Genomic DNA, 20,587 nt, shown 5'->3' with positions numbered 1-20,587 from the left:
GCTCAGGAGCCCGACTCGACGCGCTTCTTGAGACCCTTCAACGCGGTGTCGATCAAGATCTTCTCGCCCTTGCGCTTCAGCATCCCGATCAGGGGGATCGAGACGTCGAGGGCGAGGCGGTAGGTCACCTCGGTGCGTCCCGGCGCCACCTCGTCGAGCACGTAGGCACCGTCGAGGGAGCGCAGCATCTTCCCCTGCACGAGGGTCCAGGTGACCTGACGGTCGCCGCTCCAGGTGTAGGAGAGCGTGTACTCGTCCTTGATCGGGGCGACGTCGAGGGCGAAGTAGACCTCCTTGGCGCGGCCGCGCGCCTCGGGGTCCGCCTCGTCGAAGGACTCGCGGACGTCGGCCACCGTCACGCCCTTGGCCCACTCCGGGTAGGCGGGGAAGTCGGCGATGACCGCCATCACGTCCGCGGCGGGGGCGTCGACGACGATCGACGAGGACGTCTGCTCGGCCATGGCGGCAGGCTACCGGATCAGCGCAGCACCCCCGTGCGGCGGTAACCTGCCGTGCGGTCCCCCAGTCACGCACGTCACCCACCACCGCGGAGGAGCCAGCTTGCGCGAGTACTCCACTCCCCCGACGGTCGAGATCCCGGCCAGCGGCAACCTGACCGACGACGTCGTCCGCAACGCCGCCGAGGCGCCCGACGCGGTCGTCTTCGGCCGCCCCGCGGCCGGGGACGACGGCTGGGACGACGTGACCGCCGCCGCGTTCCTCGCCGAGGTCAGCGGCGTGGCCAAGGGCCTCGTCGCGGCGGGCATCGAGCCGGGCGACCGGGTCGCCCTCATCTCCCGGACGCGTTACGAGTGGACGCTGCTCGACTACGCCATCTGGTTCGCCGGCGCGGTGACGGTGCCGATCTACGAGAGCTCCTCGGAGGAGCAGGTCGCGTGGATCCTCGGCGACTCGGGGACCAAGGCGGTCGTCGCGGAGGACGCCGGACACGTCGCGAAGGTCACTGCCGTCCGGAGCGGGCTGTCCGAGCTCCACCACCTCTGGTCCTTCGGCGACAACGCCGTCGACGTGCTGACGCGCCTCGGCGCCGACGTCGCGGACGACGAGCTGGAGAAGCGTCGTACGACGGCGGGGCCGGGCGACCTGGCGACGCTCATCTACACCTCGGGCACGACCGGTCGCCCGAAAGGCTGCATGATCACCCATGACAACTTCCAGACCGAGCTGACCGTCGCCGTCGCCGAGCTGGAGGAGCTGTTCGACTCGGAGGACGCCTCGACGCTCCTCTTCCTCCCGCTCGCGCACGTCTTCGCAAGGATCATCCAGATCGGAGCGGTCAAGGCGCGTGCCCGGCTCGGGCACAGCGCGGACATCAAGAACCTGCTCCCCCAGCTCCAGAGCTTCCAGCCCACCTTCATCCTCGCCGTGCCGCGCGTGTTCGAGAAGGTGTTCAACACCGCGTCGCAGAACGCCACCGCCGACGGCAAGGGCAAGATCTTCGACCGGGCCGCCGACGTGGCGATCGCCTACTCCCGTGGGCTGGACGCGGGCAAGGTCCCGGTGCGCGTGCGGGCGCAGCACGCCGTCTTCTCGCGGCTGGTCTACGGCAAGCTCCGCGACGCCCTCGGCGGGAGGTGCGAGTTCGCGGTCTCCGGCGGTGCGCCCCTCGGCGAGCGCCTCGGCCACTTCTACCGCGGCATCGGCCTCACCGTGCTCGAGGGCTACGGCCTCACCGAGACCACGGCGGCCCTGACCGTGAACCAGCCCGAGGCGCTCAAGATCGGCACCGTCGGCCGACCGCTCCCCGGCACCTCCGTCCGCGTCACCGACGACGGCGAGCTGGTGTTCAAGGGCGGCCAGGTGTTCAGCGGCTACTGGGCCAACCCGGAGGCGACCGCCGACGCCATCGACGGCGACGGGTGGTTCCACACCGGTGACGTCGGTGAGGTCGACGACGAGGGCTTCGTGAGGATCACGGGCCGCAAGAAAGAGATCCTCGTGACCGCCGGCGGCAAGAACGTCGCGCCTGCAGTGCTCGAGGACCGGGTCCGCGCGCACGCGCTGGTGAGCCAGTGCCTCGTGGTCGGGGACGGCCAGCCGTTCATCGCGGCTCTGGTGACCATCGACACCGACGCGCTCCCGGCCTGGCTCGAGCAGCACGGCAAGTCCGGGGAGCTCCCCGACCTCGTCGACGACGAGGACCTCCGTCAGGCCGTGCAGGAGGCAGTCGACGACGCCAACCTGGCGGTGTCGAAGGCCGAGGCGATCCGGAAGTTCGAGATCCTCCCCTACGACTGGACCGAGGAGGGCGGGCAGCTGACCCCCAGCCTCAAGCTCAAGCGCAACGTCGTCCTGCGCGAGTGCCGAGACGAGATCGCCGCGCTCTACGAGGTCTGAGCCGTCGCGGTGGTTCGATCGGATCACTGTCTGACCCGATGTGACTAGGACCCCCGAACGTTCGGTCGGAGTCTCCGTTTTCGCTCACGGGTGCCGGTTTTTCTCGGATAGCCTCCGAGGGCTCGGTGCTGCCGATGGAGGGGTGCACGCCGAGCTGGGACAGAGCAAAGACCGGGGAGCGTGCGGCGCGGTGCCGCCTTCACCGGCATGGGGAGCGGGAGGGCTCTTAGATGGACCGACGCAAGCTTCTGCTCGCCGTCGCCGCGGTTGTCGCGGTGCTCGGCGTGGCACTCGTCTTCGTGTACGCGAAGGGCGCCGACCAGCGCGCCGCGGACAAGTACGACACCACCGAGGTGCTCGTCGCCAAGGCGAAGATCAACCCCGGTGAGAGCTTCGACGACGCGCTCGAGAGCGGGAAGTTCGAGCTCGCCGACGTCACCAAGGCCACCGTCCTCGACGGCGCCAGCGACGAGGCCGATGCCTACGAGGGCTCGGTCGCGCTCACGACCATCTACCCCAACGAGCAGCTGATCGCGGACAAGTTCGGTGGCTCCGACGAGGTCGAGGCCGACGTCACGCTGCCGATCCCCGAGGGCAAGATCGCGATCTCGATCGCCGTCGAGGACGCGGGCCGGGTCGGCTACTTCGTCCGTCCGGGCGCCGAGGTCGCCATCATCTCGACGCTCATCGACCGGGCCACCCAGTCGCCCATCGTCACCCGCACCTTGCTGGAGCGGGTCACCGTGCTGGCGGCGGGCGACGCCTCCACGATCACCGACACCGCGTCCGGCGAGGAAGAGGCGGACACCGGGATCCAGCAGCTGCTCACCATCGCCGTCACCCAGAACCAGGCCGAGAAGGTCCGGTTCGCGGAGAAGTCCGGTGAGCTCTCTGCCGCCCTCCTCAACGAGGCCAGCGTCGTGAAGAGCGACGACGGCGTCGACGTCGAGAACCTCTACAAGGACTGAGGACCTCACCATGCCCGTCCTTGTCGAGACCGACAGCTCGGTCGTCCCGTCCCTGCTCCGGGCGATGCCCGCCGGCTCCCACGCCGTCGCGGCAGCCGACCGGATGTATGTGTGGCTGGACCAGCACAGCGACGAGTACGTCGTGGCGCTCGGCCCGTCGCTCCCGCTCGACCTCGCCCTCTCCTACGCCGAGGACCTCCGGATCGCCAAGCCCACGGTCAGCGTGGTCCTCCTCCGCCACTCGTTCGACACCGAGACGCTCACGCGGGCCATGCACGCCGGCGTCCGCGACGTGGTTGCGGCCGACGACGAGAAGGGCCTGACCAAGGCGGTCGAGCGCGCGCACCAGCTCTACCTCGCGCTGCGCGGCCCGGGTGGCGCACGGCAGATGGGGCGCATCGTCACGGTGTTCTCCCCCAAGGGCGGCGTGGGCAAGACGACCTCGTCGGTCAACCTGGCGCTCGCGCTCGCCGACAAGGGCGCGCGCAAGGTGTGCCTGGTCGACCTCGACCTCGCCTTCGGCGACGTCGCGATCACCATGCAGCTGTTCCCCACCCACTCGATCGAGCAGGCTGTGGGCTCCGAGGAGGCGATCGACCTGGCGATGCTCGAGGGGTTGCTGACCCGGCACGAGGACTCGCTCCAGGTGCTGGCCGCGCCCGCGCACCCGGACGTCCGCGAGCGGGTCACCCCGCTGCTGATCTCGCGGATCCTGCGGTCGCTCCGCGACGGCTTCGACTACGTCGTCGTCGACACCTCGCCGTCCTTCGACGACGCCACCCTGACCGCGCTGGATGAGACCGACGAGTGCGTCGTCGTCGCCACGCTCGACGTCCCGACGCTGAAGAACGTCAAGGTCGCGCTCGAGACGATGGACATGCTCAACATCGCGCGCGGTCACCGGCACCTGCTGCTCAACCGCGCGGACGCCGAGGTCGGTATCGGTGTCGACAAGGTCGAGAACATCCTTGGCATGCCGGTCTCTGCCGAGGTCCAGAGCGCGATGGACATCGTCGCGATGACCAACGCCGGCACGCCGATCGTCACCGCGCAGCCCCAGCACCCGGCCAGCCGGGCGTTCAGCCGGCTCGCGGCCACCGTCACGGGCGAGCCGGTCGCGGCGCCGAGCGCAGGCATGCATGGAGCCGACGCCGCTCCGCCGTCGCGGAGCCTGTTCCGCCGAGGGAGGAGCTGAACATGGCCAGTCTTTCCGAACGACTCGAGGCGGCCCGGCGCGAGGCCGGCAAGCACGCGGGCGAGCCCCACCCGACCGACCCGAAGCGGCCCGAGACCTCCGTCCCCTCCGGCGCCGACCTGACGGTCGCGCCCCCGACGCCTGACGCCTCGACGCCGGCCAAGCCGGCGCCCGGACCGCTCACCCAGCGCACCGCCGTCTCCGCCGCCACCACCGACAACCGCTCGGCCCAGCGACGCGCCCTGGCCAACTCGGAGGCGGACCGGATCGAGGAACTCAAAACGCGCGTCCACGCCGAGCTGCTCCGCGAGCTCGGGCCGCACCTCTACGACGCGGAGATGGACCAGTCCGAGCTCGAGCAGCGAGTCCGCTCGGTCCTCGCCGAGGTGCTCGCCGCCCAGGACCGGCCGCTCAGCAACAGCGACCGGGCCCGGGTCACCCAGGAGATCAGCGACGACATCCTCGGCTACGGCCCGATCGACCCCTACCTCCGCGACCCCGAGGTCTCCGAGGTCATGGTCAACGGCTACAACGACGTCTGGCTGGAGAAGAGCGGCCGGCTGACCAAGGCCGAGGCACACTTCGCCGACGAGGCGCACCTCCGCCGGACGATCGACAAGATCGTCTCGCGCATCGGGCGCCGCGTCGACGAGTCCAGCCCGATGGTGGACGCCCGGCTCCCCGACGGCAGCCGCGTCAACGCGATCGTGCCGCCGCTGGCCCTCGACGGCTCGGCACTGACCATCCGGAAGTTCGCGGCCGACCCTCTGACGGTTGACGACCTGATCACCTTCGGGTCGCTCAGCAGGCAGACCGCGGACTTCCTCGAGGCCTGCGTGCGGGGCCGGCTCAACATCATCGTGTCCGGCGGGACCGGGGCCGGGAAGACGACGACGCTCAACGTCCTGTCGTCGTTCATCCCGTCCGACGAGCGGATCGTGACCATCGAGGACGCGGCCGAGCTGCAGCTGCACCAGGACCACGTCGTGCGGCTCGAGTCGCGGCCGGCGAACATCGAGGGGAAGGGCGCAGTCACCATCCGCGACCTGGTGAAGAACAGCCTGCGCATGCGGCCCGACCGCATCGTCGTCGGCGAGGTTCGCGACGCGTCCGCACTCGACATGCTGCAGGCGATGAACACCGGCCACGACGGGTCGATCTGCACCCTGCACTCCAACGGCCCGCGCGACACGCTGGCCCGCATGGAGACGATGGTGCTGATGGCGGGCATGGACCTGCCGATGCGCGCCATCCGCGAACAGGTCGCCTCGGCCGTCGATCTCATCGTCCACCAATCGCGGTTCAAGGACGGCTCGCGCCGGATCACCCACATCACCGAGGTGGAGCGGATGGAGGGCGACGTGATCACCCTGCAGGACGTGTTCGTCTTCGACAACTCTGCCGGGTTCGACGAGAACGGTCGGGTGCTCGGCCGGCTGCGGAGCACCGGCCTGCGCCCGAAGTTCGTCGAGAAGCTCGCCTACGCCAACGTGGCGATCGACCCGGCTCTCTTCCGGCTGGATCGCCCATGAGGCGCTACCTGCTCGCACTCGGGTCGCTGCTCGCGGCGCTGGTCGTCGTGGCCTTGGCGCCCTCGACGGCTTGGTCGGCGGACGAGGAGCCGACGATCGCCCACGTCGAGGCGACCGACGACGGCCTCCGCGTCCTTGTCAGCATCCCCGCCGACGTCGACGTCGACCTGGCGGGTGTTACTGGCACGCTCGACAGCGACACCCTCGACACAGCCGCAACGCCGACCGGTTCGGACGCCACCGTCGAGCGCACGACCGTGCTCGCGATCGACACCAGCGAGTCCATGTCCCGCAACGGCCGGTTCGAGGCGGCGAGGGACGCGGCGACGATCTTCCTCCAGTCCGTCCCCGACGACGTCGCGGTGGGCATCGTCACGTTTGACGGCACGGTGACAACCCCTCTCGAACCCACGACCGACCGCGCCGCGGCTCAAGCGGTCGTCGACGGCCTCGCCCTCGACAAGGGGACTCTCCTCTACGACGGTGTCCGCGCGGCCGTGGACCTGGCGGGAGAAGAGGGCCAGCGCTCGATCCTCGTCCTGTCGGACGGCGCCGACACTGGTGAAACACCGCTCGACGACGTGACCGCCGCGATCGAGGCGACCGCGACTTTGGTCGACGTCGTCTCGCTGGACCAGCAGGGCAAGCCGAAGGCAGTGGCCGCGCTCACCGAGCTGGCGACTGCCGGCCAGGGCTCGGTGATCGCATCCGACGGAGGCGCGCTCGCCGACACGTTCGCGGCCGAGGCAGAAGTGCTGGCTCATCAGATCCTGGTGACCGCACCCCTTCCCGACGGCTTCGAGGCCGAAGAGGCGACGGTCAGCATCACGCTGCCGACGCCGGGCGGCAGCCTGGTCGCCAGCGCGTTCGCCAAGATCCTCGACGCACCCGATGAGGAGTCCGGCCCGACGGTCGCGCCGGTCAACCCCGACAACGGCTGGCAGGTCCCGAGCTGGGCGCTTTACCTCGGCATCGCGGTGTTCGGCGTCGGCCTCGTGTCCGTCGCCGTGCTGCTGGTGCCGGGCAAACCGCAGCCGATGACGATCGCCGAACGGGTCAGCGCCTACTCGCGGTCGACCGGACGCGTGGTCGAGGCGGAGTCCCCTGCCTCCGAGCCCGTGCTCACCCACGCGAAGGCCGCCGCGGCCGGCGTGCTGGAGCGCAACAAGGACCTCGAGAACAAGATGGCGACGCGGTTGGCGGCTGCTGGCAGCAGCTTCAAGCCTTCCGAGTGGGTGCTCGTTCAAGTCGGCGTCACTGCGGGGGCGGGCATGCTCGGCCTGCTCATCGGTCGTGGGAATCTCATCGTCGGCATCCTGTTCGTTCTGGCGGGCTACTTCGTCCCTGGTCTGTACCTCTCGTTCAAGGCAAGCAGGCGCCGCAAGGCCTTCAGTGCCGCGCTGCCGGAGTCACTGCAACTGATGGCCGGTTCGCTTTCAGCGGGTCTTTCGCTGGCGCAGTCCGTCGACACGATCACGCGTGAGGGTCCGGAGCCCGTCGCGTCGGAGTTCAAGCGCGTGCTCGTCGAGTCCCGTATCGGGGTCGAGCTCGAGGACGCCTTCGACGGGGTCGCCGATCGGTTCGACAGCGACGACTTCAAGTGGGTCGTGATGGCAATCCGGATCCAGCGCCAGGTTGGCGGCAACCTCGCCGAGCTGCTCACCACGGTCGCCGCGACGATGCGCGAGCGCGCCTATCTCAGGCGCCAAGTCAACGCGCTCGCCGCGGAGGGCAAGCTCTCGGCGATCATCCTGATCGCCCTTCCGCCTGGCTTTCTCGTTTTCCAGCTCCTGACCAACCGGGAGTTCGTCATGCCGCTGTTCAACGAGCCTTTAGGGATCGCGATGCTGTTCGGCGCGACCCTCTGGCTCGCCATTGGAGGCTTCTGGATGAGCCGGATGATCAAGGTGGAGGTGTGAGATGACGCTCTTCCTCGGATTTCTGTTGATCGTCGGAGCGCTCGCCGTCGTCGGGACCGCCGTCTCTGGAGCCGACCGGCCCACCGGGCTGGCTCGTTCGCTCGACGCGTTGGAACAGATGACGTCCGCGAACGACGCCATGGCTCTCAGCGCAGAGGCCGACCCTTCGTTCGCGGACCGGGTCCTCGCGCCGCTCCAGGCGCGAGCGCTCACCATCGGCCGACGGCTCACCGGCGCCGACAAGACCGAGCGGATCCGGCACAAGCTGGACCTCGCGGGCAACCCGCGTGACTGGTCCGTAGATCGCGTCATCTCGCTGAAAGTGCTCGCCGCGATCATCCTTCCGGTCCTCGCGGTCTGCTACTGCCGCTTCCTCGGCTTCTCGCTCACCACAACGGTGCTCGTGACGCTGGGAGCGCTAGCGGTCGGGTTCTTCGCGCCCGATCTGTACCTCTACCAACGGGCCTACGACCGTTCGGAGCAGCTCCGCAAGACGCTGGCCGATGCGGTGGACCTGTTGACGATCAGCGTAGAGGCTGGCCTCGGCTTCGATGCCGCCTTGCAGCACGTTTCCCGCAACACCGAAGGGCCGTTGGCCGAGGAGTTGGCTCGCGTGCTGCGCGAGATGCAGCTTGGCAAGGGCCGCTCGGAGTCGCTGAAGGCGCTCTCGGCGCGGACCAACGTCGATGATCTCAAGACGTTCGTCGGCGCGATGGTGCAAGCCGACGCCTTCGGTATCTCCGTCGGTCAGGTGCTGCGTGTCCAGTCCTCCGAGATGCGCGTCAAAAGGCGCCAGTACGCCGAGACCAAGGCCCAGCAGGTCCCTGTCAAGATCATGGTTCCGCTGGTTGTCTGCATCCTGCCGTGCCTGCTCGTCGTGATCATGGGCCCAGCTGTCCTCGGGATCATGAAGAACTTCGCCTGACAGACTGTTTCGCATGCCCAGCAGCAACACCTTCGCCGTCGTCGCCGCGGCGCGCCTCTTCGCGCTGCTGGCGATCGGAGCTCCGGCACTGTGGTATCAGGACTCGCAGGCGCTCTTCGCGCTGCTCGCGCTCGGCGCACTGTGGCTCTACCAGGTCGTGACCATCACCCGCCGTGACCTGGAGCTGACGCTCACTCCTACCGTCGAAGCGGTAGCCGTGGGAATCATCTGCGCGCTCGGCATGGAGGCGACCCCCGCTGTGCTGGCCGCTCTCGTCGTGCCGCCGCTCTACGCGACGGCCGTGGTCGGGCTGCGCACGATGGCGCGCACAGTGACTTTTCAGCTGGTGACCACGATCTGCTTCGGCCTGATGTGGTGGCAGGAGCTGACCGAGCAGCAAGGAGTCTCGATCTTCACCTGGTCGATGGCGGGGGTCGGACTCAGCCTGGTCGCCAGCGTCACCTTCGCCTCGGACCGCACCTCGCGCGACCCGCTCGGCCCGTACCGGGACGCCCAGCACCTCATCAAGCAGCTGATCGAGCTGTCCGGCGACCTCAGCTCGGGGCTCGACGTAGCTGCGCTCGGTGGCGAGATGCTGGCGGTGGTCGGCGACCGAGTCCCCAGCCGGGCCCTCGCGCTCTACGTCCCGCGCGGCGACGCGCTGGCGCCGATCGCGACCAGCACCGAGCTCGAGCCGGCCGATGTCGATGCCTGTGAGAAGCTCGCGACCGACGCCTGGGCCCGCGGCGAGCCGGTGACGGCCGGCGAGGGGTTCGCGTTCGCTGCCGGCGACACGGCGATCATCGCCGGGCTCGGCACCGGTCACAGGATCAACCACGGCACTCCGGGTAGTACCGACGACATGCCGTTCGACGAGCTCGCGATGGCGCTCTCCCCCAGCGTGGTGAAGTTCGACACCGCGCTGCTCTTCTCCCACTTCCGAGACGTCGCCACCGCCGACGAACGGCAGCGCCTGGCCCGCGAGATGCACGACGGCGTCGCCCAGGACATCGCGTCCTTGGGTTACCTGGTGGACGCCCTCGCTGCCCGTCCGGCAGACGAAGCGCAGGAGAAGCAGTTCGCGATGCTACGGGAGCGGGTCACGAAGGTGGTCGCCGAGGTCCGGCGGTCGGTGATGAACTTGCGCACCAGCATCGGCGAGAACGAGAGCCTCGGTGCGGCGATCAGCGCCGTGGCCCGGCACCTGTCCGAGGCGTCAGGCATCCCGATCCGGGTGCGGCTGGACGAGCAGCCGGCCCGACTCCGCCCCGAGGTCGAAGCGGAACTCTTCCGCATCGCCCAGGAGGCGATGAACAACGCGGTGAAGCATGCCCGTGCTACTGCCATCGACGTGCGCTGCCAGGTCTACGCGCCGGATGCAAGAATCACCATCGCTGACGACGGCGTCGGGCTCCAAGGCGGCCGTGCCGACTCCCACGGCCTCAAGATCATGCGCGAGCGCGCCAAGCTGATAGGCGCCCAGCTCACTGTTCGCGACAACGCCAGCCGGGGCCTGACGGTCTCGGTCGTCCTACGTGCCCCGGGGGGCCAGTCCACCACGCCCGAACGCACCTTGAGCAAGGAGGCTCGACCATGAGCGACAACATCTCCATCCTGTTGGTGGACGACCACGAGCTGATCCGGAGCGGCCTGGGTGCCGTGCTGGACCTCGAGCCCGACATGGACGTCGTCGGCACCGCGGGCAGCGTCGCCGAGGCCATCACCGCCTTCGACCGGCTGCAGCCCCAGGTCGTCGTCGCGGACCTCCAGCTCCAGGACGGCACCGGGCTCGACATCGTGCGGACGATCCGCAAGAAGAACGACACCACCGGTCTGGTGGTCCTCACCATGCACTCGGGCGACGACCAGATCTTCGCCGCGATGCAGGCGGGAGCGTCGGGGTTCGTGGGCAAGGACGCCCCGGCCACCGAGGTGATCAAGGCGGCCCGTCACGCGGCGGTCTCTCCGAAGGCGTTCGTGTGTGCCGGCCTGGTCGGAGCCATGATGCGACGGCGGTCCGGTGAGCAGACGTCGCTGACCGACCGCGAGCACGACGTGCTCCTGCTGCTGGCCGAAGGGCTCAACGCAGCCGCGATCGGCGGCAAGCTCTACCTCTCGGAGTCCACCACCAAGTCCCACATCGCGCGGATCTACCAGAAGCTGGGCGCCGCGAACCGGGCCCAGGCACTGGTCACCGCGATGCGGATCGGACTGCTCTCGACCGTCCAGCCCTCCGCGCGGTCGGCGGGCGCGGCGTCCTAGTCACATCGGACTACGGCGGTCGAGACGAACTCCCGATTCGCCGAGGTGCCTCCGCGCGGCAGAGTTGTCTCATCGGGGTTGAACCCCCCGGGGACATCACATTCACACTGAGGGAGCACCAATCATGATCCAGTACCTGCAGCTGCTGCTGAACACCCGTCGCGACGACGAGCGCGGCGCCTCCGCCGTGGAGTACGGCCTCCTGGTCGCGCTCATCGCGATCATCATCACCGTCGGCGTCGGCCTCTTCGGTGGCGCGCTGAACAACTTCTTCACCGACCTCTCGAACACCATCGCCGGCTGGTGACGACAGGCTTGTGAGCCACACCGATGGCCGCGTGTCCGTCACGGGCACGCGGCCATCGCCGTTTTCGCTAAGCACAGCCATCGACATCACGCGGGAAGGAATCACCATGGGCGATCGGAGCCTCGAAACGGCAGCCGACCAGCGGGGTGCTTCCGCGACTGAGTACGGCCTGTTGGTCATCTTCATCGCGATCGCGATCACGGTCGGCGTCGGCCTTTTCGGAGGAGCGGTGAACGATCTGTTCGACCGTTTGGTCACTGATCTCCAGGGCGCAGGCGTGCTGTAGTTCCGCAACGTGTCTATTCGTCCTGTTCCCGAGCGATCGCGATCCGCTGGAGCACGGTCGGGTGGGAGCCGAACCACCATTGCGACCACGAAGGCGGGCTCGGGTCGGCCAGCGACCTGAGAGCGAGTCGGCGCTGGAGGGCGACGAAGGGCTGGGGGGCATTCGTCGCCGCCAGAGCATCGACATCGGCTCGCGTCTCGATCTGCCGGCTGATGCCATTCTGGACCGGGCTGGCGAGCACCATGGCGAGCGCCGCGAGGGCGAGGATCATCGGCACCGCCCCGACCTCGCCCACACCAGGCCGTCCGCGCCGCTGAGCGGCGCCGGCCAGCAGGCCGAGCAGGCCCACCCCGACCAGCGCGCCGGCCGCGCCGAGGGACGTGCCAATGAGCACGTCGTCGTGCCTTGCGTGCGCCAGCTCGTGGGCCACCACCGAGAGCGCCTGGTCCTCGGGCAGGTCCTCGACGAGGTTGTCGTAGACGACCACCCGGCGGGTGCCGCCGAAGCCGGAGACATAGGCGTTGAGCGTCGTCGTACGACGTGACTGGTCGGCCACCAGCACGTCGTCGACCTCGACGCCCTCCTCGTCGGCCAGCTCGAGGATCTGGGTCCGCAACGGGCCGTCCTCCAGCGGTGTGAACGAATTGAAGAGCGGCTCGACGAGCAGCGGGTAGCCGAACGAGGCCACCACGACGAACGCCGCCAGCACTCCCCCGGCAACGGCCGGCCAGGCCCGCCGCCACCGACGGGCGATGCCGACGAGAGCGACCAGGGCGATCGAGGTGGCGACGATCTCGACCAGCTGGCCCTTGACCAGGTCCAGCGTCCACGCCGGCCACGACGACGTGCTGAGGCCGGCGTCGAGCTGCAGCTGGCGGTAGGCCACGGCGAACGGGAGCGTCACCAACCGGCCGACGACCGTCAGCGCCGCAACGACGAGCAGCACCTGGACCCACCAGCGCCCCGGCATCCGCTCGGCCAACCTCCGGCCGGTCCTCCCGAAGCCGAGCCAGCACGCCACGACCAGCGAGACGGACAGCGAGCTCCAGCTCCAGGTCCGTGCCCAACGAGCGTGGTTCTCGGCCCGCTCGACCTGTTCGGGCGTGAACACCGTGTCGGCAGCGACCGCGTCGGGCATCCCGCCCGGCACCGGCTGCCACGGCACCAGCCAGAGGGCGAGCGCGACGAACGCCACGACGCCCACCAGGGTCGCGCCGAGGGCGAACCGGTGCTCACGCACGGGCATCGGCGAGGGTCCGCAGCTTGTCCTGCCAGGCGCGGGTGAGGTCAGTCAACGACCAGTCGACGTGCTCCCGCAGCGCCTGCTCGAGATCGGCGCCGTCGAGCACCGCGTCGTAGAACGCCACCAGGGCCTCCTCCCCTCCGTGCTCCGCCAATGTCACGCACACCAGCCACGCCGACTCGTAGGCGGCGCCGAGGTGGGCCGCCTGGCTGTCGAGGTCGACCCGGCTCGGAAGGGCGTCCGGCACGCCAGAGTCCCGGACCTGGGCGATGATCTGGCCCGCCGTCCGAGCGAACGGCAGGTCCACGTCGCGGAGCGCGACGTAGTCGGCGAAGCCCTCGACCAGCCACGCCTCGGCACCGGACTCCGGCGCGTCGGTCACCGCGTGGACGGCCTCGTGGCTCACCACGACCTGCGCTGCGACTCGGTCGAGCGGGCCGAACACCTCCGGGTTGAGGAACACGTGGACAGGCGTGCCAGGGACGTTGGCGCCGTCCGCCGTCGTCGTGACGCCGGCCACGGCGTCGTAGGTCCCTGGCGGCAGCCCGAGGGCGGCATGGAGCGCGGCGGCCGACGCCGGGACCTCGACCACCAACCGGTCCGCGCGAGCGCCCAGCACTCGCCGTGCCACGACGAGCGCCTCCTCGGCTTCGGCGAGGAGCGGTCGGACCGGCAGGGCGCCGCCGGCCACGAGCACCGCCACGTCGTCGGTACGCCGGACGGTCGTCTCACCGCCCAGCCAGACGGGGCTGCGGTTCGGGCCGCCACCGATCGCAGCGATGCGAGCGCCGTCGTCGGCGAACGCGAGCTCGACGTCCGCCCGCGCCGGAGTCCGCTCGAAGCCGCCGATCCGCCAGGTCGCGGTCACCGTGGCCGTCCAGGTGCCGTCCGGCTCGACCCGCCCGTTCTCCGTCACGTAGCTGAACGACAGGTCCGCCAGGTCGAGGATGGTCGCGTTGCGCGCGACCGTGCGCAGGTGGGCGCTCGCGGCGTCGTCGGCGCCCAGGTCAGCCGCTGCGTCGACGTCACCGCGCCGGAGCGCAGCCTCGAGCCGGTCGAGGGTCGACGAGGCGGCGGCGGGCTCGACCGCGTCGGAGGACGCCGTCGGCGCCGGAGCGACGTACGGCTCGTCGTCCTGACAGCCGCCGCTGAGCAGGCTGCCCGCGACCAGGGCTCCCGCGACGAGGAGCCGCCAGCGGTCAGCCAGGGCGGACCGCACCGACGTACGGCATGTAGTGCAGCGGGCTCACGAGGACCCCGGCACCGGGGTTCGCCGCGTGCACGATCATGCCGTTGCCGATGTACATGCCGACGTGGCTGATCGGGCTGTAGTAGAAGACGAGGTCGCCGGGCTGGAGGGCGCTCTCGGGGATGTGCGGGCCCGTGCTGTACTGCGCGCTCGAGGAGTGCGGCAGCGAGACGCCGGCCTGCGCCCACGCCATCATCGTCAGTCCCGAGCAGTCGAACGCGTCCGGCCCGGCAGCGCCGTAGACGTAGGCGTCGCCGACCTGCGCCATCGCGTACTGCACGGCGGCGGCGGCACGGCCGGAGGCGGAGATGCTGACGTCCTCGGCCCGTACGTCGGAGCCGCGCGACAGCACCGCTTCACGCTCCTCGGCCTCGAGCTCGTCGAGGAGGTCCTCGGCCTCCGCCAGCTTGGCGTCGACCGTCTCCTTCTCCTCCTTCAGCTCGGCCTCGATCTCGGCGACCTGGTCACGACGGTCCGAGGTCTCCTTGCGACGGATCGCGTAGGCCTTGAGCTCGTCGTTGTAGTCCGCGAGGAGCGAGTCCTGCAGGTCGCTGACAGTGTTGAACGTCGAGAGCTCGTTGAGGAAGGCGTCCTCGTCGGCGTTGAGCAGCTCGGCCGCAGGGCCCATGGTCTGGCCCTGGAACTGGCGGATCACGGAGTCGCGGACGTCGGACCGGACCTGGGCGACCCGGTCGCCCTGCCGCACCTCGTCGGACTGCAGCGAGTCCAGCTCCTCGTTGAGCTCGTCGAGCTCGAGCTTGGCGTCGTGGTAGCGCTCCTGGGCCTGCTCGGCCTCCTCGAAGAGCCGATCGACGCGGGCGCGGACGTCGTCGATGTCGGGGTCGGCCTGGGCCGGCGCCGAGCCGTTGACCGTGAGGACGACGGATCCGACGAGCGCGAGAGCGCTCAGGACGGTGGCGAATCGCTTGCGGCCGTTCAGCACGTGCTGGCGGTCCCCTCTAGGTGTCGTACGCCTACCGGGTGAGCTGACGGGTTCGGGCACGACTTGCCCTACCCGTGCTCCTCGCTGCCGCTCGTGCGGCCGCGCCTCGCACAGGATTCACCCCAGGATGGTTGGGTCCCCGGCTCCGCTGCCCCCGGACTGCTCCGACGACACCGGACTCGACGCGATGTCCGCGCGGGTCGGTTGACCCACTTCCACGGACATCTGAGCGAGCAGCCTAAACCGACCGCCGTGGCTCACCAAACCCCGGCTCGCCGGATTTGGAACGGTCGCCTCGGATCGTTGGTCACATCCGTCACTTCCGTCACCTGCGCCGCTCTGCGACGGGCCGCGGCGCTCAGGCGGACTCGACCTCCGGGCCGTCGACCGGGCGGACCAACCGCAGCCGGGGCACCAGCCCCTCGGCCGCCAGCACGTCGAGCGCCCGCAGCTCCTCGTCGTCGATGGTCAGCTCGGGAGGCGGCCCGAGCAGGACGGTCACCACACAGTCGTGGCACGCCAGGCCGCGGACCAGGCAGGTGTCGCAGTCGATCCTCGTCGTCATGCCACGACGGTGACAGGACGGTCCGACAGAAGCTCGGCCGTCGAGTAGCCCGGGCCCCTGGGCGAGGGCGTATCGAGACGGCTCAGGCGTCGGAGCGGGCGACCAGCTCGACAGCGTCGTCGCGCCCGCACCAGCGGCACCGCACCGACTCGACGGTCTCGGCGAGCAGCTCGGTGTCGTCGACGGCATGGTCGCCGGCGAGGTCGAAGTGCCAGTACTCCGTCGTCCGACGACTCCGCGTCACGTCGAAGCGGGTGAGGTTGCCGCAGCCGGCGCAGCGCCAGCGGTGGGTCGCGTCGGGGAGCTCGGGCACGACGTCGATCCTAGGAGTCTCGACAAGCTCGACCACCTCGCTCCGCTCGCGCCTCCCGTTTCTCGTCGGAGGTTCCTCCTAACGTCCGGGGCATGACCACCGCACCCGTCCGGAGCCGCTGGGAGGAGCAACGCAGCTTCGACGAGCTGGGGCGGCCGCTGCGCGACGTGACGTTCTGCGTCGTCGACCTCGAGACGACGGGCGGGTCGGTCGGTGATGGCGACATGATCACGGAGATCGGCGCGGTCAAGGTGCGCGGCGGCGAGGTGCTCGGGGAGTTCCAGACCCTGGTCAACCCCCACACCGCGATCCCGGCGTTCATCGCCGTCCTGACCGGGATCACCAACAGCATGGTCGCCGACGCGCCGCCGATCAGCTCGGCCCTGCCCGCCTTCCTCGAGTTCGCCCGCGGCACGGTGCTGGTCGCCCACAACGCGCGCTTCGACGTGGGCTTCCTGCGCCACTTCGCGCAGGAGCAGGACATCCCGTGGCCGGACTTCGAGGTCGTCGACACGGTCAAGGTCGCGCGTCGGGTGGTGACCCGCGACGAGGCTCCCAACCACAAGCTGTCGTCGTTGGCCCGGGTCTTCCGCTCCGGCACCACCCCCAACCACCGGGCGCTGGCCGACGCGCGGGCGACGGTCGACGTGCTGCACGGGCTGATGGAGCGGCTGGGCAGCCTCGGGGTGCACACGCTCGAGGAGCTGCAGACGTACTCGTCCAAGGTCGCCGCTGCACAACGCCGCAAGCGGCACCTCGCCGACCGGCTCCCCCACGCCCCTGGCGTCTACCTGTTCTGCGACGACCAGTCCCGAGTGCTCTACGTCGGGACGTCGAAGGACCTGCGCAAGCGGGTCCGCTCCTACTTCACCGCCTCGGAGACCCGGTCCCGGATCGGGGAGATGGTCCGGCTGGCGTCGTCGGTGACCGGCATCGAGTGCGCGACGCCGCTCGAGGCGGAGGTCCGTGAGCTACGCCTCATCGCCGAGCACAAGCCGAGCTACAACCGGCGGTCCCGGTTCCCGGAGAAGGTCACCTTCGTCAAGCTCACCCGCGAGCCCTGGCCGCGCCTCTCGCTGGTCAAGCGGGTGCTCGACGACGACGCCGACTACCTCGGTCCGTTCTCCTCGCGTGCCGCCGCGGAGAACTGCCTGGCGGCGCTCCACGAGACGTTCCCGATCCGTCAGTGCTCCGACCGGTTCGGTCGACAGCCGTCGCGCTCGGCGTGCGTGCTCGCGGAGCTCGGCCGGTGCCTGTCACCGTGCGACGGCAGCGTCGACGAGGGCACCTACGCCGCGGTGGTCCGACAGCTGCGGGACGCCCTGCTGCGCCATCCCGACGACGTCGTGGAGCTGGTCAACGAGAAGATGACGGCGCTCGCGGAGCAGGAGCGGTTCGAGGAGGCCGGGGTCCACCGCGACCGGCTGGCCTCGTTCGTCCGTGCGGCCGCCCGCACGCAGCGGCTGACCTCGCTGACCCGGTGCCGCGAGGTGGTGGCGACCCGACGGGAGGAGAGCGGCGGGTGGGCAGTGCACGTGATCCGTCACGGCCGGCTGGCGGCGGCAGGCGTGATCCCGGGGGGCGCCGACGCGGTGGCCTACGTCGAGCAGCTGCGGGCGTCGGCCGAGACCGTCGTGCCGAGCGTGGGACCACTGCCGGCCGCCACCGCCGACGAGTCCGAGCGGATCCTCCACTGGCTCGAGCTGCCGGGCGTGCGCCTGGTCGACGTCGACGGCGAGTGGACGTGTCCCGTCCAGGGAGCCGGTCGTCCTAGGCTGCCCTCATGATCACCGCCATCGTCTTCGTGAAGGCCGACGTCGCCCGGATCCCCGAGGTCGCCGAGGCGATCGCCGCGCTCGACGGCGTCAGCGAGGTCTACTCGGTCACCGGGCAGATCGACCTGATCGCCCTGGTGCGGGTGCGCCAGCACGACGAGGTCGCCGCCGTGGTGGCGGACCAGCTCAACAAGGTCCCCGGCGTGACCGACACCGAGACGCACATCGCGTTCCGCGCCTACTCCCGGCACGACCTCGAGTCGGCGTTCTCCCTCGGTCTCGACTGATCTGGCCGACGTCAGCGGGCGACCTTCGCGGTGGCCGGGCTGGTCCGCTTGGCAGTCGTGTAACCGGCCAGCGTGCCCGTCACGGTCACTGTGATCCGCTTGCCCTTCGCGGTTCGCGGGACGACGAAGGTGTCTCGGGCGCCGCGCGCGCCGGTGACGGCCTTGTTGCCGACCTTCCACCGGTAGCTCACCTTCACGCCCGACGGCGCCCACGCACCTGGCGATGCGAAGAGGGTCGACCCGACCTTCGCCGTGCCGCTGATCCGCGGGTTCCCGACCGTCAGCACTCCCGGCGCCACGACGGCTGTCGGGGCGCTCTCGACCGTGCGGGGCGAGTAGCCCGGACGCCGACCCGTGACCTTGAGGATGACCGGCTTCCCGACGGCGCTCGCCGGAACCGTGAGGAAGCTGCTGCCCTCCTGGAGGAGGGTGTCGCCGGCGTACCACTGATAGGTGAGTGTGGAGCCGATCGGGTCCCAGTCGGCCACGGTGCCGGCGAGGCGCTGGCCGACCTGCGGGGTCCCGGTGACCACCGGGGTCGCACCGGCCATCCCCGCCCCGAGGATCGTCACCTCTGCGCTCTCCCTGGGAACAGCGAGGAATCCGGGCTTCACGCCGGACACCACGACCGAGATCCGGGCACCGACGTCCTCGGTCCGGATCGCATAGCTGGCGTAGGTGGCGTTGGGGACCACGCTGCCGTTCCGCTTCCACTGATAACTGTAGCGGTCGGGCGTCGGCAGCCAGCCGGTGCCCGGCTCCGCGACGAGGGTCTGGCCGTAGGCCGGGACGCCGTCGACGACCACCTCCGGTGCGCCGGTGCTTGCCCATTCCTGCAGCTCCACCGGCCCGTACGGCGCACTCGTCCAAGCACGGTCCGCGAAGTTGAGGCGCCGCGCGCTCGCCTCGACGGTGATGCGCTTGCCTGCCTGAGCCGCCGAGAGCGTGAGAGTCCGACCGGTGGCGCCCGAGATCGCAGACCCGTCCGCGAACCACTTCCAGACCCAGGTGTCCTCCCGCGGCACCGTGTGACCGATCTGTGCGGTGAGCACGTCGCCGACGGCCGGTGGTCGGCCGGAGGGTCCGGTGATGACCGGAGCCTCGCCGCTGACGAAGGTGCCGCTGGTGATCCGCGTGGTGACGTACCAGGTGTTGGCCTCGCCGGTCGAAGGGAAGGTCTCGTAACGGCGGCCGTCGACGACCCCGGTGACGAGGCAGAGGAGGACCTTGCCGTAGTCGACGGCGGTCGGTACGTAGGCCTGGCGGTCGGCGTCCGGGATTGCCTCCCACTTCGTCATGTCGCCGACGAACGAATTGCCCTCGCTCGAGCGGTACCAGCGGAACCTGAGCTCCACCGGCACGTCGGCCCCCGAGGGTGACCTCCAGCCGTTGCCCGAGCTGTCGTAGCGCTCGATGGCATCCGTGCTCGGGATCGGGTCGTAGACGAGGGCGTTGCCCACGCCGCGGATGCCGGCGATCACCCCGCCCTGGTGGACCGGGTTGGGCTCGACCCCGGTGCCCGCGGCGCAGGAGCTGCCCAGCCGCACCCGGTCGAGGAGGGCCGCCGAGTCGAGGTCGCCGTTGCCGGCGTCGGCGACGGTGATACGCACGACCTCCGCGCCCGCGGCGAAGCTCAGCGGGATGCGGGCCGTGTCGCGGGTGGTGACGCTGTTGAGCGCGGTCGCCTCGGGAAGCCACGGCTCCTCGGCGGTGCCCGGCACCGGGTCGAGCGGGTCGCCGGGGTGGTGCCAGTACTTCACCGCGTTCGCCGTGTAGGGCGCGGGCGCGGCTGGACGGGTCGACTGCTCGAAGTAGCCCCAGCCGGCGTTCTGGGCGTACTCCTTCTCGGACCCCCGCTTGGTGATGCTGAGCCCGTCGCTCGGGTTGGCCGGGTCGTACTTGTGGACGGGTTCCTCGGTCGCCAGCGCGAAGTCGACGAACAGGCAGCCGGCGCCGGTCGTCGGTGCGACCGTGAGCTCGAGCGTCGAGCTGTCCGGCGCGCCGTCGTCACCGAGGTCGGTGCTCAGCTGCGCGTCGGGGTCGGGCGCGGCCGGGAACACCGCGCCGGCGTTCCCGGTCGACAGCACCACGAAGTCGTCGCCCTGGGACGGGAAGTCGTCGAACCGGGTCGTGGAGACCGCGCTGCTCCCCGAGACCGTCGCCGTGACCCCTGCGGGCAGGCCGAGCGCGGTCGGCACGTCGGGCTCGGCCTGCGCGCTCGGCGCGGTCGAGAGAAGTGTGAGCGATGCGCCGGCGACCACGAGGGTCGTCAAAGGCGCGATGCGATGCAGGTTCAAGGGTTCCCCTCCGAGGTCGTCCGGCTCGAGGCCGGCGGCGAGAGTAAAGGAATTCGGAGTGCCCGCAGGAGCAGCCTTCAGGCAGATCCGTGTGGTCCTTTCTGACTAGACCACCGCGTGAGGCACCGCCTCTCCGGGGATTCGGGCCCGCGCTGCCCGCGGC

At 70.2% G+C, this 20,587-nt stretch carries 19 protein-coding genes and 1 riboswitch; of the genes, 12 read left to right on the top strand and 7 right to left on the bottom strand.

All coding sequences use genetic code 11. The features are described from left to right. Positions 1–2 precede the first annotated feature (2 nt). A complete protein-coding gene (locus DJ010_RS05375; RefSeq protein WP_109692629.1) occupies positions 3–461 on the bottom strand; it encodes an SRPBCC family protein in 459 nt (152 codons plus the stop codon). A gap of 100 nt (positions 462–561) precedes the next feature. Between DJ010_RS05375 and DJ010_RS05370 the strand changes: the two genes are divergently transcribed. The 10 genes from DJ010_RS05370 (at position 562) to DJ010_RS05325 (ending at position 11,752) form a co-directional block, all read left to right on the top strand. After that, on the top strand, positions 562–2,358 hold the full coding sequence (locus DJ010_RS05370) for an AMP-dependent synthetase/ligase (RefSeq protein ID WP_109692628.1): 1,797 nt from the start codon (positions 562–564) through the stop codon (positions 2,356–2,358). Between the two features lie 230 nt (positions 2,359–2,588). Next, a complete protein-coding gene (cpaB, locus tag DJ010_RS05365; protein ID WP_109692627.1) occupies positions 2,589–3,326 on the top strand; it encodes a Flp pilus assembly protein CpaB in 738 nt (245 codons plus the stop codon). A 10-nt stretch (positions 3,327–3,336) separates the two neighbouring features. Next, positions 3,337–4,521: a CpaE/TadZ family protein gene (locus DJ010_RS05360; RefSeq protein ID WP_109692626.1), complete on the top strand. Its 1,185-nt coding sequence runs from the start codon at positions 3,337–3,339 to the stop codon at positions 4,519–4,521. A gap of 2 nt (positions 4,522–4,523) precedes the next feature. Next, a complete protein-coding gene (locus DJ010_RS05355) occupies positions 4,524–6,053 on the top strand; it encodes a TadA family conjugal transfer-associated ATPase (RefSeq protein ID WP_245927240.1) in 1,530 nt (509 codons plus the stop codon). A gap of 257 nt (positions 6,054–6,310) precedes the next feature. Beyond that, positions 6,311–7,972, top strand: a complete 1,662-nt coding sequence (locus DJ010_RS05350) for a type II secretion system F family protein (RefSeq protein ID WP_158282941.1) — start codon at positions 6,311–6,313, stop codon at positions 7,970–7,972. Position 7,973: 1 nt separating this feature from the next. Then, the gene (locus DJ010_RS05345; RefSeq protein ID WP_109692624.1) at positions 7,974–8,897 is read left to right on the top strand and encodes a type II secretion system F family protein; all 924 of its coding nucleotides are present in this window, start codon (positions 7,974–7,976) and stop codon (positions 8,895–8,897) included. A 13-nt stretch (positions 8,898–8,910) separates the two neighbouring features. Next, positions 8,911–10,494 (top strand): sensor histidine kinase, encoded by a 1,584-nt coding sequence (locus tag DJ010_RS22895; RefSeq protein WP_109692623.1) that lies wholly within the window; start codon positions 8,911–8,913, stop codon positions 10,492–10,494. Continuing rightward, entirely contained in the window at positions 10,491–11,159 is a 669-nt protein-coding gene (locus DJ010_RS05335) for a response regulator transcription factor (protein ID WP_109692622.1), read from the top strand. The genes DJ010_RS22895 and DJ010_RS05335 overlap by 4 nt, the downstream gene beginning before the upstream one ends. A 124-nt stretch (positions 11,160–11,283) precedes the next feature. Next, the gene (locus tag DJ010_RS05330; RefSeq protein WP_109692621.1) at positions 11,284–11,466 is read left to right on the top strand and encodes a Flp family type IVb pilin; all 183 of its coding nucleotides are present in this window, start codon (positions 11,284–11,286) and stop codon (positions 11,464–11,466) included. A 10-nt stretch (positions 11,467–11,476) separates the two neighbouring features. After that, positions 11,477–11,752, top strand: a complete 276-nt coding sequence (locus DJ010_RS05325) for a Flp family type IVb pilin (protein WP_245927238.1) — start codon at positions 11,477–11,479, stop codon at positions 11,750–11,752. 13 nt (positions 11,753–11,765) lie between these two features. On the opposite strand, the gene DJ010_RS05320 is transcribed toward DJ010_RS05325, so the two are convergent. From DJ010_RS05320 to DJ010_RS05300, 5 genes are all read right to left on the bottom strand, one after another. Further along, entirely contained in the window at positions 11,766–12,998 is a 1,233-nt protein-coding gene (locus DJ010_RS05320) for a M48 family metallopeptidase (RefSeq protein ID WP_109692620.1), read from the bottom strand. After that, complete coding sequence (locus DJ010_RS05315; protein WP_109692619.1) at positions 12,985–14,214, bottom strand: hypothetical protein; 1,230 nt, start codon at positions 14,212–14,214, stop codon at positions 12,985–12,987. Before DJ010_RS05315 ends, DJ010_RS05320 begins: the two co-directional genes overlap by 14 nt. Further along, the gene (locus tag DJ010_RS05310; RefSeq protein WP_109692618.1) at positions 14,195–15,187 is read right to left on the bottom strand and encodes a C40 family peptidase; all 993 of its coding nucleotides are present in this window, start codon (positions 15,185–15,187) and stop codon (positions 14,195–14,197) included. The genes DJ010_RS05315 and DJ010_RS05310 overlap by 20 nt, the downstream gene beginning before the upstream one ends. A gap of 33 nt (positions 15,188–15,220) precedes the next feature. Beyond that, a riboswitch (cyclic di-AMP (ydaO/yuaA leader) is annotated at positions 15,221–15,331 on the bottom strand. 214 nt (positions 15,332–15,545) lie between these two features. Next, complete coding sequence (locus DJ010_RS05305; protein WP_109692617.1) at positions 15,546–15,752, bottom strand: hypothetical protein; 207 nt, start codon at positions 15,750–15,752, stop codon at positions 15,546–15,548. 82 nt (positions 15,753–15,834) lie between these two features. Then, on the bottom strand, positions 15,835–16,065 hold the full coding sequence (locus DJ010_RS05300; RefSeq protein ID WP_245927236.1) for a hypothetical protein: 231 nt from the start codon (positions 16,063–16,065) through the stop codon (positions 15,835–15,837). Positions 16,066–16,157: 92 nt separating this feature from the next. On the opposite strand from DJ010_RS05300, the gene DJ010_RS05295 reads away from it, so the two are divergent. Further along, the gene (locus DJ010_RS05295) at positions 16,158–17,852 is read left to right on the top strand and encodes a DEDD exonuclease domain-containing protein (RefSeq protein ID WP_109692616.1); all 1,695 of its coding nucleotides are present in this window, start codon (positions 16,158–16,160) and stop codon (positions 17,850–17,852) included. Further along, positions 17,849–18,127 carry an Lrp/AsnC family transcriptional regulator gene (locus tag DJ010_RS05290; protein WP_109692615.1) on the top strand — a complete coding sequence of 93 codons (279 nt, stop codon included), beginning with the start codon at positions 17,849–17,851 and terminating at the stop codon, positions 18,125–18,127. Before DJ010_RS05295 ends, DJ010_RS05290 begins: the two co-directional genes overlap by 4 nt. A gap of 11 nt (positions 18,128–18,138) precedes the next feature. Here the strand turns inward: DJ010_RS05290 and DJ010_RS05285 are convergent, their stop codons facing one another. Next, positions 18,139–20,400 carry a hypothetical protein gene (locus DJ010_RS05285; RefSeq protein ID WP_146207265.1) on the bottom strand — a complete coding sequence of 754 codons (2,262 nt, stop codon included), beginning with the start codon at positions 20,398–20,400 and terminating at the stop codon, positions 18,139–18,141. Positions 20,401–20,587: the final 187 nt, after the last annotated feature.

It is taken from the genome of Nocardioides silvaticus, assembly GCF_003160695.1.
Taxonomy (GTDB): domain Bacteria; phylum Actinomycetota; class Actinomycetes; order Propionibacteriales; family Nocardioidaceae; genus Nocardioides; species Nocardioides silvaticus.
The sequence above is the reverse complement of the archived record's forward strand: the minus strand, read 5'-3'. Positions and strand labels throughout refer to the sequence as shown.